At 41.8% G+C, this 13,005-nt stretch carries 12 protein-coding genes; 6 read left to right on the top strand and 6 right to left on the bottom strand.

Features of this window, described 5'->3' with window-relative positions; translation table 11 throughout:
* Positions 1–13 precede the first annotated feature (13 nt).
* From HRU23_11005 to HRU23_10980, 6 genes are all read right to left on the bottom strand, one after another.
* Positions 14–445, bottom strand: a complete 432-nt coding sequence (locus HRU23_11005) for a flagellar protein FlaG (protein ID NRA54661.1) — start codon at positions 443–445, stop codon at positions 14–16.
* Positions 446–665: 220 nt separating this feature from the next.
* Complete coding sequence (locus HRU23_11000; GenBank protein ID NRA54660.1) at positions 666–1,493, bottom strand: flagellin FliC; 828 nt, start codon at positions 1,491–1,493, stop codon at positions 666–668.
* A gap of 300 nt (positions 1,494–1,793) precedes the next feature.
* Positions 1,794–2,621: a flagellin FliC gene (locus HRU23_10995; GenBank protein ID NRA54659.1), complete on the bottom strand. Its 828-nt coding sequence runs from the start codon at positions 2,619–2,621 to the stop codon at positions 1,794–1,796.
* A gap of 778 nt (positions 2,622–3,399) precedes the next feature.
* The gene (locus HRU23_10990) at positions 3,400–4,227 is read right to left on the bottom strand and encodes a flagellin FliC (protein NRA54658.1); all 828 of its coding nucleotides are present in this window, start codon (positions 4,225–4,227) and stop codon (positions 3,400–3,402) included.
* Between the two features lie 229 nt (positions 4,228–4,456).
* The gene (locus HRU23_10985; GenBank protein ID NRA54657.1) at positions 4,457–5,284 is read right to left on the bottom strand and encodes a flagellin FliC; all 828 of its coding nucleotides are present in this window, start codon (positions 5,282–5,284) and stop codon (positions 4,457–4,459) included.
* 302 nt (positions 5,285–5,586) lie between these two features.
* A complete protein-coding gene (locus tag HRU23_10980) occupies positions 5,587–6,411 on the bottom strand; it encodes a flagellin FliC (protein NRA54656.1) in 825 nt (274 codons plus the stop codon).
* A 531-nt stretch (positions 6,412–6,942) separates the two neighbouring features.
* Between HRU23_10980 and HRU23_10975 the strand changes: the two genes are divergently transcribed.
* Genes HRU23_10975 through HRU23_10950 form a run of 6 tightly spaced genes read left to right on the top strand, consistent with a single transcriptional unit; the run spans position 6,943 to position 12,921 of the window.
* Positions 6,943–8,271 carry an N-acetyl sugar amidotransferase gene (locus HRU23_10975; protein ID NRA54655.1) on the top strand — a complete coding sequence of 443 codons (1,329 nt, stop codon included), beginning with the start codon at positions 6,943–6,945 and terminating at the stop codon, positions 8,269–8,271.
* Positions 8,250–9,053, top strand: coding sequence for an imidazole glycerol phosphate synthase subunit HisF (hisF, locus tag HRU23_10970; protein NRA54654.1), 804 nt, complete (start codon positions 8,250–8,252; stop codon positions 9,051–9,053). The genes HRU23_10975 and hisF overlap by 22 nt, the downstream gene beginning before the upstream one ends.
* A complete protein-coding gene (hisH, locus tag HRU23_10965; protein ID NRA54653.1) occupies positions 9,031–9,663 on the top strand; it encodes an imidazole glycerol phosphate synthase subunit HisH in 633 nt (210 codons plus the stop codon). The genes hisF and hisH overlap by 23 nt, the downstream gene beginning before the upstream one ends.
* Positions 9,664–9,673: 10 nt before the next feature.
* A complete protein-coding gene (locus HRU23_10960) occupies positions 9,674–10,714 on the top strand; it encodes an N-acetylneuraminate synthase family protein (GenBank protein NRA54652.1) in 1,041 nt (346 codons plus the stop codon).
* Entirely contained in the window at positions 10,707–11,822 is a 1,116-nt protein-coding gene (locus HRU23_10955) for an aminoglycoside phosphotransferase family protein (protein NRA54651.1), read from the top strand. The genes HRU23_10960 and HRU23_10955 overlap by 8 nt, the downstream gene beginning before the upstream one ends.
* On the top strand, positions 11,815–12,921 hold the full coding sequence (locus tag HRU23_10950; GenBank protein NRA54650.1) for a hypothetical protein: 1,107 nt from the start codon (positions 11,815–11,817) through the stop codon (positions 12,919–12,921). Before HRU23_10955 ends, HRU23_10950 begins: the two co-directional genes overlap by 8 nt.
* Positions 12,922–13,005: the final 84 nt, after the last annotated feature.

Raw genomic sequence — 13,005 nt, 5'->3', positions numbered from 1 at the left:
CTCAATAAAAGCATTACGCCTTCGAGTTTACAAAGTTACCTGCCGCATCGGACAAATTGGCTATTAAATCTAAAACTTCTTCCGATGGATATTGGCGAATAACTTCCTGGGAATCACGGTCAATCACTTTAATCACATCGCGCCCAGAATCTTTATCAACACTAAATTCAAGGCCTTTGTTTAACGAACCTACAAACTCCTGCAGTTTTTGAGCCATGTTTTCTAGCTGTTCTCGCTGAAGAGTTGCTTGCTGTTTTTCTTTCGCTTCAACGGCTGGTTTATCGATAATTTTATTAACACTAGCTTGTTCAGCCACAATGTTAATTGCAGTTGAGTCTTGAGTATTCGCTTGCTTTTCAGCCGCAGAGTTATTTAACTTTGAGGTGATGTCAACTTGATCATTGCTCGAGACACCTCGATTTTCCGGCGTATTCTTTACATTCATTGCTGATGCAGTCAATGATAAATCAATATTCATATCACTCCCCTTTTATTAACCAACCCACTTATGGTTATTATGCCAAATGGCGCACAATATTTAAACATTTAAAACGAATTAAACCGTTGCGAAAAAATCTGGCAACGGTTTAAAAACTGACTTTAATACAACTGTTGTTTCTAAACCGTAGTAAAATGTCGTTAGTTAAAAGTCAATTATTCTATCATTAGCCTAATAAGCTTAATGCTGACTGTGGTAACTGATTTGCCTGAGCAAGAATCGAGGTACCTGCTTGTTGTAATATTTGGTTACGAGTCATCGCCGCTGTTTCTGTCGCAAAATCGGTATCACGGATACGGCTACGAGACGCAGATACATTTTCTTGAACATTTGCTAGGTTAGAGATGGTGTGTTCAAAGCGATTTTGGACCGCACCTAAATCTGCCCGCTGAGCATCTACCGTTGCAATCGCCGTATCAATAAGGCCAATTGCCGTTTGTGCTGATGCCGCTGATGCTACCCCTAAATCGCCAGCTTTAACTCCTAGAGTAGAGGCATCCATGTTAGCAATAGAAATTGTAATTGTTTCGTTTGCTTTGGCACCCACTTGAAATTCGACACCAGCAGCAAAGCTACCTTGTAATAAGCTACGGTCACCAAAAGATGTCTTATCGGCGATTCTCGTTAACTCAGTTTGCAACGCAGTAATTTCTTTACCAATCGAGGTCCTGTCAGCCGAAGAATTCGAGCCGTTAGCCGCTTGCACCGACAAATCTCGCATCCGTTGCAAAATGTTAGTTGATTCTTGCAACGCGCCCTCAGCTGTTGCCGCCATTGAAATACCGTCTTGAGCATTTCGTTGTGCCACACCTAAACCATTTATCTGTGAAGTTAAGCGGTTAGATATCTGCAGGCCTGCAGCATCATCTTTTGCACTGTTAATCCGCAAACCAGAAGACAAGCGCTGCATCGACGTTGCTAACGAATTAGTTGAGTTGCTCAAATTTCGCTGCCCGTTTAATGACGCGACGTTAGTTTGTACGAATAATGACATAAATCGTCTCCTGAGTTGCTAGTCACAACATATTAAAATTAGTTGGGTTATCCCCTGATACTTAACTTAACGGCATATTTAGCGATAACTTTAATCTTTTTTTACATTTTTTATAAACCAACTAAATATAAGCTAAAAAATTGTTGATGCCTGTATTTAATATACTTATAACGGCTCTAAATTAGCGATAGGCTTGGCTTTCATCCAATATTAGACACGGTAACGTTACTTATAATGATTAAAATAAAAAGGCCATCACCTTATCAAAGATGATGGCCTTAAAATTTGTCGAAATGGACTTTAACCTAATAAGCTTAATGCTGACTGTGGCAACTGATTAGCCTGCGCCAAAATTGAAGTGCCAGCTTGTTGTAATATTTGATTACGAGTCATAGCGGCAGTCTCTGTCGCAAAATCAGTATCTCGAATACGGCTACGAGACGCAGATACATTTTCCTGGACATTAGCCAAGTTAGAAATGGTGTGTTCAAAACGATTTTGCACCGCACCTAAATCGGCACGCTGAGTATCAACTGCCGCAATAGCTAAATCTATTTGGCCAATTGCCGACTGAGCCGATGCTGCAGTACCAACACCTAGTGCCGCTCCATGAACCCCTAGCGTTGAAGCGTCCATTGAGGTGATCGTAATTTGAATCGTTTCATTCGCTTTGGCGCCCACTTGAAAATCAACCCCAGCAGCAAAGCTACCCTGTAATAGCTTACGGTCACCAAACGATGTTTTATCAGCTATTCGAGTTAACTCAGTTTGCAACGCAGTAATTTCCTTACCAATCGAGGTCCGGTCAGCCGTTGAATTTGAGCCGTTAGCCGCTTGCACCGACAAATCACGCATCCGTTGCAAGATATTTGTTGACTCTTGTAACGCGCCTTCTGCTGTTGCCGCCATTGAAATACCGTCTTGAGCATTTCGCTGCGCCACGCCTAGACCATTTATTTGCGAGGTTAAGCGGTTGGATATTTGTAGTCCTGCAGCATCATCTTTAGCGCTGTTAATACGCAAGCCAGAAGACAAACGTTGCATTGACGTTGCTAACGAATTAGTTGAGTTGCTTAAATTACGTTGACCGTTTAACGAGGCGACGTTTGTTTGTACGAATAAAGACATAATCCAACTCCTGACGTTTTAACACTAAAGTTTAAATTGCTGGGACATTTCCCTGATAATTAACTTAACGGCACCAAAAACAATAACTTTAATCTTTTTTCCCTTTATTTATAAAATTCCACTCCCATTCGCTCAAATCCACTAAATATAGCCAAAATCTAACCTAACTTACTCCACAATGTAGTACATGGTTCTAAAATACCGTAAGCAATAACTATCTACCCCCTGAAATTGTAAGGAAATAGCATTCGATAAATGTTTAAAACTGCGTTACACGCCTGCTCTACGTAATTAAGCTAAGCTAGACCAAGTATTTATCATTACACTCTTATTAATATTTTATACCAAGTGTATTTTCTTTATGCCCATTAGCTCGGGGGGCAATTATCATTCAGTTAAATATCAGTCATTTTCTGACATGCTGAAGCCTAACTAGCGTACCAATTTTAGTTGCTGGCCACATTTAACTGGGACATCACCACTTGCATGTTGAATTCGGGCATTTAAAAGGTGTGCTTGTTGTGCGCGGGGGAAATAAGCTCGAACACGCTGTTGCCTACAGGAGTAGCTAGGGAGTGCGCTGACTAAGTAGAAGTAAGTGCTAAACACGGTCTTTTATTATAATAAATGTGATTAATGAAGGGATCTGGTGAGGCGAAGGTCGAATCATCAACTACAGGCGCTAAATTTTCTTACAACTAGCTCAATTAAAGAAAAAAGCTGTCACGTATATTACATGACAGCCTGATTGATTTCGCTTAATTTAGAACGCTCGCTATTAGCCTAACAAGCTCAGTGCTGATTGCGGCAACTGATTCGCCTGCGCCAGAATTGAAGTACCTGCTTGTTGTAATATCTGGTTCCGAGTCATCGCAGCAGTTTCTGTCGCAAAGTCGGTGTCACGAATACGGCTACGTGACGCTGATACATTTTCTTGAACATTAGCCAGGTTAGATATAGTGTGTTCAAAGCGATTTTGCACCGCACCTAAATCGGCACGCTGAGTATCTACAGTGGCAATTGCGGTATCGATTAAAGCAATCGCTGTTTGAGCATCGGCAGCAGTTGAAACGCCTAAGGTGCCAGATTCAACCCCTAATTTAGATGCATCCATAGATGCGATAGTGATCGTGATCGTTTCATTAGCCTTGGCACCCACTTGAAACTCAACCCCAGCATTAAAACTACCCTGCAATAGTTTGCGGTCACCGAAAGATGTTTTGTCAGCAATTCGAGTTAGTTCTGTTTGCAGTGCTGATATTTCTTTACCAATAGACGTACGGTCAGCTGTTGAGTTCGAACCGTTAGCCGCTTGCACCGATAAATCACGCATTCGTTGCAAGATATTAGTTGATTCTTGTAACGCACCTTCTGCCGTTGCTGCCATTGAAATACCATCTTGAGCATTTCGTTGTGCTACCCCTAATCCATTTATTTGCGAGGTCAAACGGTTAGAAATCTGCAGACCTGCGGCATCATCTTTGGCGCTATTAATTCGTAAACCAGAAGATAAGCGCTGCATCGAAGTAGATAAAGCATTTGTTGAATTACTTAAATTACGCTGGCCGTTTAATGAGGCGACGTTTGTTTGTACGAATAAAGACATAATCCAACTCCTGACGTTTTTAACACTGGGTTTAAATTTCTAGGGTATTCCCCTGATACTTAATTTAACGGCACCATGTTCAAAAACTTTAATGCTTTTAGCAAAATTTATTATAAATTCAATTTGTTATTAAAATTAAAGTGACGAGAAAGCTTACTGCTCACGAACAAAAAAGGCCGCCACGTATAACGTGGCGGCCTTGATACTTCCTAAGTTTTAGTTTTGGGTGTTAACCTAATAAGCTTAATGCCGACTGTGGCAATTGATTAGCCTGCGCTAAGATTGAAGTACCTGCTTGTTGTAATATTTGATTTCGAGTCATTGCAGCTGTTTCAGTTGCAAAATCAGTATCACGAATACGACTACGTGACGCTGATACATTTTCTTGGACATTAGCCAAGTTGGAAATTGTGTGTTCAAAGCGATTTTGAACCGCACCTAAATCTGCACGCTGAGCATCAACCTTTGCAATTGCACTATCGATTCGACCAATAGCGGCTTGCGCAGCAGAAGCAACACTCACACCAAGATCCGCAGCCGCAACAGAAAGAGTTGTCGCATCCATCGTAGTAATTGAGATTGTAATAGTCTCGTTAGCCTTAGCCCCCACTTGGAATTGAACACCACCAGAAAAACTACCTTGCAATAGTTTACGATCGCCAAACGCTGTTTTGTCTGCAATACGGGTCAATTCCGTTTGTAGTGCGCTAATTTCTTTACCTATAGAGGTACGGTCAGCGTCTGAGTTCGAGCCGTTGGCAGACTGTACAGCTAGGTCTCGCATCCGCTGTAAAATGTTAGTTGACTCTTGCAACGCCCCTTCAGCGGTCGCCGCCATCGAGATACCATCTTGAGCATTTCGTTGTGCAACCCCTAAACCATTAATTTGCGAAGTTAAGCGATTCGAAATTTGCAGGCCTGCAGCATCATCTTTAGCGCTATTGATTCGTAAGCCAGAAGACAAACGCTGCATAGAAGTTGATAATGCATTAGTAGAGTTGCTCAAATTACGCTGACCGTTTAATGAAGCAACGTTTGTTTGGACAAATAAAGACATATTGTTCTCCTAATTAGCTTAGCGCTAAAGTTAAACTTAAATTTGCTAGGGATGACGCCCGATAATTAATTTAACGGCCTCTATCAAAAAAACTTTACATTTATTTCGTTATTAATTTCATAAAAAACTCATCTCTTTGATTTAAATTAATAATCTGTCGTATATTTTTCTAGAAGGTCAATTTGAAAAGAGTTTTTAATGAATAAAAAGGATATTTTGATCATGCAGGAACTAAGCGGTAGTCACATAAAGCAACGTGGCTACCGCTATATACATCTTATAATCTAACTATGGGCTTTAACTTATCCCAATAGGCTTAATGCAGATTGTGGTAATTGATTAGCCTGAGCAAGGATGGAAGTACCTGCCTGCTGGAGTATTTGGTTTCGAGTCATTGCTGCTGTTTCAGTCGCAAAGTCAGTATCACGAATACGGCTACGCGACGCCGATACGTTTTCCTGAACATTAGCCAAGTTAGAAATAGTATGCTCGAACCTATTTTGAACCGCACCTAAATCAGCACGTTGCGCATCAACCGTAGCGATGGCAGTATCGATCTTGCTAATAGCATCTTGCGCTGCAGAAGCAACACTCACCCCAATATCGCCGGAGTCAACAGCAAGTGTCTCTGCATCCATTGAGCCGATATCAACCTGAATTGTTTCATTGGCTTTGGCACCAACCTGAAAATCTACCTTAGAAAAACTACCATCTAACAACGTTTGATCACCAAACGATGTTTTTTCGGCAATTCGGGTTAATTCTGTTTGCAGCGCACTAATCTCTTTGCCAATAGAAGTACGGTCAGCGTCTGAGTTCGAGCCGTTGGCAGATTGCACCGCCAAATCTCGCATCCGCTGTAAAATGTTAGTTGACTCCTGCAGCGCCCCTTCAGCGGTCGCAGCCATTGAGATGCCATCTTGAGCATTTCGTTGTGCGACCCCTAAGCCGTTTATTTGCGATGTTAAACGATTCGAAATTTGTAAACCTGCCGCGTCATCCTTCGCGCTATTAATCCGCAAGCCTGAAGATAAACGTTGCATTGAGGTCGACAACGCATTCGTTGAGTTACCTAAATTACGTTGACCATTTAATGAGGCAACGTTTGTTTGAACAAATAAAGACATAGAAATCTCCTTGATTACTGAGTCACTAATAGTTAAATTTTCAGGGGTACTCCTGATATCGAACGTAACGGCCTCTTTTCAATAAACTTTAATTTTTTTATAATTTTATGGAAAATTATAAAAAACAGACTATTAAAAAGTGATTAAATTCTTAAAGAACAAATAGCTATTCACATACATTTTTAAAGCAGTTTTAATGTCCTTGTCATGTCCTCAATAAAACTTATGTTTACCAGGCTAAATGGCACTTTTGACCAGCGATATTTAACTAACTGTCTTACAAACGGCGGGTCTTAGTAAACATTAATAACACCCTAGTTATTAATGTTTAGGTTAAGCTCAATTACCCTTAGCCCCCAGTTGAACTTAAGTTCCTGAACTGTATAATAACTCTAATAAAATCGAATTTAACCACTAAGATTTCGACCCAGCATTAGCGATTATCAGCAGCACTGAAGTAGCGTCAATAGCATAGATACAAGACGCTACAGCGCCAAGATAGCTGAGATTAAATCCAGGAACGTGAAATATATGCCACATATTATACCTAAGCCACAAACCGTAAACTACGATGACTTTTCGCCGTCAAACCAAGATCTCAAGATAAAATATGGCCTGCCTGGCGAGGTGCTTTTTTGTAAGAAATGTACCATTTCAAACCAACGTCCTAATTCCGTCGTCGAATATAAACACACCAAAGACAGCCTCAAGAAAACAATAAACTTTGACGCTGAAGGAGTTTGCGACGCCTGTACAATGGCAGAACGCAAGCACAATACAATCGATTGGCAACATAGAGAACAAGAGCTTAAAGCACTATGTGACAAGCATCGCTCTACCGATGGTTCTTATGATTGCTTACTGCCTGGCTCTGGTGGCAAAGACAGCTTTTATGCCGCCCACATCCTAAAAGAAAAATATGGCATGCATCCTTATACGGTGACCTGGGCGCCACATATGTATACCGATTGGGGCTGGCGTAATTTTCAGCGCTGGATCCACGCCGGTTTCGATAATATGCTAATGACACCCAACGGTCGGGTTCATAGACTACTAACCCGTTTGGCGGTTGAAAATTTATTCCATCCTTTTCAGCCATTCATGATTGGTCAAAAAGCGCTTGCGCCTAAAATGGCGGCAATGCTTAACATTCCTTTAGTCTTTTTTGGCGAAAATGAAGCCGAGTATGGTAATCCCATCGCTGATAATGAAACAGCCCAGCGTGATTGGGACTATTTTACGATGGAAGACCAATCTAAAATCAATATTAGCGGTGTATCAATTCAATCTTTAAAAGATGATTTTGGTTTGACCAAAGCCGATCTAGACCCTTACATGCCAGCGAACCCAGATACTTTACGCAAGGCTGGGGTACAAGTTCAATATTTGGGTTATTACCTAAAATGGCATCCACAAAGCTGCTACTACTATACTCATGAGCATGGAGGGTTTGAAGTTTCTCCTGAACGTAGCCCGGGTACTTATAGTAAATACAATTCAATTGACGATAAGATTGATGATCTGCATTATTTCACCACCGCGACTAAGTTTGGCATTGGGCGCGCTACGTATGACAGCGCACAGGAAATTCGCTCACTGGATATTGAACGTGAAGAAGGTGTAGCCTTAGTTAAACGCTTTGATCATGAATTTCCAGACCGTTTTATTGACGAAATATTTACCTATTTATCAATACCAGAGTCGGAGTTTCCGCTTGCAAGCAAACAATTTGAGCAGCCGATCATCGACCGCAGTTATTTTGATCAATTAACGGATAGTTTCCGCTCCCCCCATCTGTGGCAGTTCGACCAACAGACTTGGCAAGTTCGTGATGCGGTATGGCAGGACAAGCACCAGTGATCAGATTAATACCAAGATTAGACATAAAAGGGAAACATCTAATCAAAGGCATTCACCTAGAGGGGTTACGAAAAGTCGGCGCCCCAAATGAATTTGCTCAACGTTATTACCAGCAAGGAGCTGAAGAACTGATATATATGGACGTTGTAGCATCACTTTATGGCCGTAATTCTTTAACCGAGCTCGTTAAAGAAGCCGTCAAATCAGTTTTTATCCCCATTACGGTCGGTGGCGGTATTCGCTCGATAGCTGATGCCAAAGCATTGCTGCGTGTTGGTGCCGACAAAATAGCAATTAATACCGCCGCGACTAAAACTCCCGAACTCATCAATCAAATGGCCAAGAAATTTGGTAGCCAAAGCGTTGTAATTTCGATTGAAGCAAAAGAAACTACCCCAGGCCACTGGCAAGTCTATACCGATAATGGCCGTGAAAAAACAGGTCGAAATGTTCTAGACTGGGTAGTTGAATCCGCTGAGCGTGGTGCAGGAGAATTACTGCTGACATCAATCGATCGTGAAGGTACTCGTCAAGGTTTTGATCTTAATTTAATTAAGCAAGTTCGCCAATTAGTCAACATTCCTATTATCACCTCTGGTGGTCTTGGCAGTACAAATGATGCAGTTGCAGGGATCAATGCAGGAGCCAATGCCATAGCCCTAGCTGATGTTTTACACTTTGACCGCTTAAGCCTAGGCGAGATACATCAAGAGTTACGCCACCAGGGTTTCCCGGTGCGCCCAACGGAGCATTTCACCGATGAGAAAGCCAGCCCACGTTAGCATTATCGATTACGGTGCCAGCAACATGGCCAATGTTCAACACGCTTTTGAGCATATCGGAGTGACTGTTAATATTGTGACCACTGCGGAACAAATATTGAATGCTGAACGCCTAGTTTTCCCCGGCGTAGGCTCATTCCCTGATGCCATGGCGCAGTTACACCGTGACGGTTTGGCCTGTGCAATTAAAGAAGCAGCACTCAATAAACCATTTTTGGGCGTTTGTCTGGGCATGCAGATGTTACTGTCGAGCAGTGTTGAGTTTGAATTAACCCCAGGTTTAGACCTCATTAAAGGCCAAGTAATTAAATTACCTCAGGTAAATAGCGCTGGGCAGGCCTTAATCATACCTAATACTGGCTGGGCCAGGATTGAATTGCAACGCAAAAGCAAGTTACTAACGAATGTGCCAGCCGACAATGCCTTTTATTTTGTTCACTCGTACCATGCTCAAGTCAATGATCCGAGTCATCAACTGGCGACTAGTCAATTCGATCAATATCCAATTAGTGCCATTATTGGCAAAGACAATATTCTCGGTTGCCAATTTCATCCTGAAAAATCAGGTCAGTTGGGACTAAAAATAATACAAAACTTTTTGACCATTTAGGATAATAATTATGAGTCGCTCTAATTTCTGGCAACAATTATCCACCCCCTTTTTTTTACCTGACATTGGGACCTTTTTTAATCAAGATATTAATCTCGCGCTAGATTTAATCAATCAATTGGCACAGGCTAAGGTTTCTGTTTTAAAAGGTGAAATTTTACACAGTGCTGATATTTGTCTTGCTGGCGATACCATTGAAAAGTATTACAATAGTGCGAACAACACGATGGTTAAAGAGAACTATCGGGCGTTAATTGAGCGCAAAGTGGTTTCGCTTGACGATTATCGACTTATATTCGATCACGCGCGTGCACAATCGATGGCAATAATCTTGTCGGTATATGACGAGCAAGGAGCTGACTTCGCCAAAGAGATCGGTTGCATGGCGATTAAAATCGCATCGTCGAATATAACCCACCAACCTTTAATTGAATATATTGCAGCAAAGCAGCTACCAATGATCTTAGATACCGGACATAGCACGCTCGAAGAGGTTTTACGTGCAGTCAGTTGGGCGCGTGATGCTGGCAACTATGATTTACTGATTGAGCATAGCCCACCCGCACCACCAAACGATGTAAAACTGCACAACTTACGCTTTATGCAGACCATGGGACAAGCCGCTGGTACCCCTTTTGGTTTATCAGATCATCACAATGGTGATGAAATGCTCTTTGCCGCTACGGCAATGGGAGCAATCATTTTAGAAAAAGGTGTTTGCCCCAATAATATGGCAGCTGAGCAAGACGGCGCGCATGCGATGCCGATTAACCAAGTTGCTCAAACAATTGAAAAAATAAATAATATCGCGTCGGCGCTGGGTAATGGCTACCGTGAATTACCAAGATATCGAGCAAAATATCATTCTAGAATGGGCTTAGTGGCTAAAGTTGATATCGCCCAAGGTCAATGCTTATCTCTGGCTAATGTTAGCTTTGCCTTTCCTGCTTTAGGCATAGCAACAGAATATTGGAGTGAAGTGCAAGGGGTCAAGACTAGCCGAGATATTACAGCCAAAAGCGTTATAAACTGGTGTGATATTAATGGCTAAGCCGAGTGAACTCAATACTGTTCGAGTCATTAATCCGACAGCGAACGCGATAACTATGCCAGCGTTTAGTCAACTAGATCCGAAGATAGTATGGCTATCGATGACAGCTCCACAGCGCAAATCAATCAGTCGTTATAGTGGTCTTAACGGCCACTGGCAACGGCTATGTACCGAGCACACTTTTCCTCAAGGCTATTATAGTTGCCAAAGTACTGCGCAAACATATTTTGTCAAAGTACTATTACCTGAGCATGGTAATAGAACTATTGCAGCGGATCACATTGTCAGCTATCTCGCACAGCATAACTTTATCGTTAATCGACTAATTGAGTATCGAGTGCTAGATTTAGCACAAGGCAGTTTCTTTATTTTGGTTTACCCACAACTAGAGTTTAGATTAAGTGATTTTTCAAGTGCAGATATTAGCGCCTTGGCAACCGTAACGGCCAAAATCCATCAGCTACTACGCCATTATCCACAGCAACAGCAGGTACAGAGACGTAGTGGCGATAAACATCAAAAATTAGTCGCGCATTGGCAACTATTATTAGACCAACCGGATCAACTAAATAAGTTACCTCATCCCGCACAACTTATCTTGCAAGCGCACAGACCCTCGCTGCTTAATATTTTACAGATAGAGAGTCAGGTTATTCATGGCGATCTCAATGTCGGAAACATTTTATTTACCCAGCAAACATTGCCCTGCATTATCGATTTTGAAGACTGTTTAACGTCATGGGCCTCACCACTGCAAGATGTCGCATTTATTATTGAACGTTTTATTCTTATCCAGCATCAACCTCAGAAGTTTACCGAGCTGTTGACGCTATTTTTAGAACGCTATCTAGCCAAGTTGGCTTGTCCGCTGATAATCGATAACCTGCAACGTCAGCCTGCTTTGATTAGCCAGATATTACAAGCGCTGGCGGTCAAAACATTGGTGATTCTTGCTCAACAAAATCACGGATTTGATGGCATTAACTTACCCGATGAGTGGAACAAATTCATTCAGCTCTATCAGCTAAGTGTCATCAACGAACCGCTAGTAACTCAATTAACTCAGGCAGTGGTCAATAGCTTGCCACTAATACCCAGCCATGATTGATATCATCAGTCTGATAATAACTGCACGCGACCCTGCCACGGTATTATCTTTTAATAAGTTATTACCAGCACTGGCTTGCAACCACCAATTTGAAGTAATTGTGTTAACGCAAGAGCCCGCAAGCTCGCTCGTGGTCAAAGTAAATGGCATTCGTTATTTTTCTTTAACTACCGAGCAACTTGCAATAGCACAGCTCCAAGCGATTAATGAGCGTAAAAAAATAGATGCGGTCTTAACTGGGATCTCAGGGCCAGATAGAGGGATCGATGAAATAGCGCTTGAATTTGCATATTCTCAGAAAATCCCAAATTATGCTTTGCAAAGTTTTTGGGGTGATTTCAATCCCAGTGTCGCCATCATACCTGATACGCTATTTACGCTTGATCAACAGGCAAGTGATAGCAACCAAGCCCGTTTCCCCGATAGCAGAAATATTGCGATTGGCTCAATTAAACATATTGATTATTCATCCATAAACTCAGCTGAAATCCGACAACATTTTCGAGATAAACTGGTGTTAGCACAGTCAACCGTAATCGGGTTTTATGGACAGCCCCTTGCAGAAGTCGAAGGTTATCTTGCAACTCTAACCCAGTTAGTTGACGAGCTACAGCGCTGGGATCGTCAGTTTACATTCGTTTACCGCCCACATCCCAAAGAATCAGCTAATTTAAAAACTCAATCTTGGCAACTATTCCAACAAGCTTTTGGCGTTAATGCTCATTTAGATACCACGGGTGATGTAATTGACAGTTTATGCGGCTGTGACATCGTCGTTAGTGCCTTTTCAACCTGTTGTATTGATGCTGTTTACCTAAATATAAACAGCAAACAAGCGATCAATAGCAGTGTCTACCTGTTATTTGAGCCTGAACTTGTCGCTTGGTGGCAACGGTATGCAAAAATAGAAGAAATGCCGCTAACAGGAGAACATGCACTTATCTTAAAAGCCACCATGCCATCGAGAATATTGCCGGTACTTGAACAAGCATTAGCCGATAAATCGAGTTTAAGATCCAACGCAATCGCTTATCTCCCCTCTCCTAAACAAGCCGTTAATTTAATTATTGAGACCATCAAAAACGATATCTTAGGTTAACGATGTGAATCTAAAAATAATATATTGTATTCAGAAATGACAAAAGCCCATCCTTATGGATGAGCTTTTGTCTGGTGCGCTAGC

The sequence above is a fragment of the Gammaproteobacteria bacterium genome, from assembly GCA_013214945.1.
In the GTDB taxonomy this organism is placed as follows: Bacteria; Pseudomonadota; Gammaproteobacteria; order Enterobacterales; family Psychrobiaceae; genus Psychrobium.
This window is presented reverse-complemented; position numbering and strand designations above follow the sequence as displayed.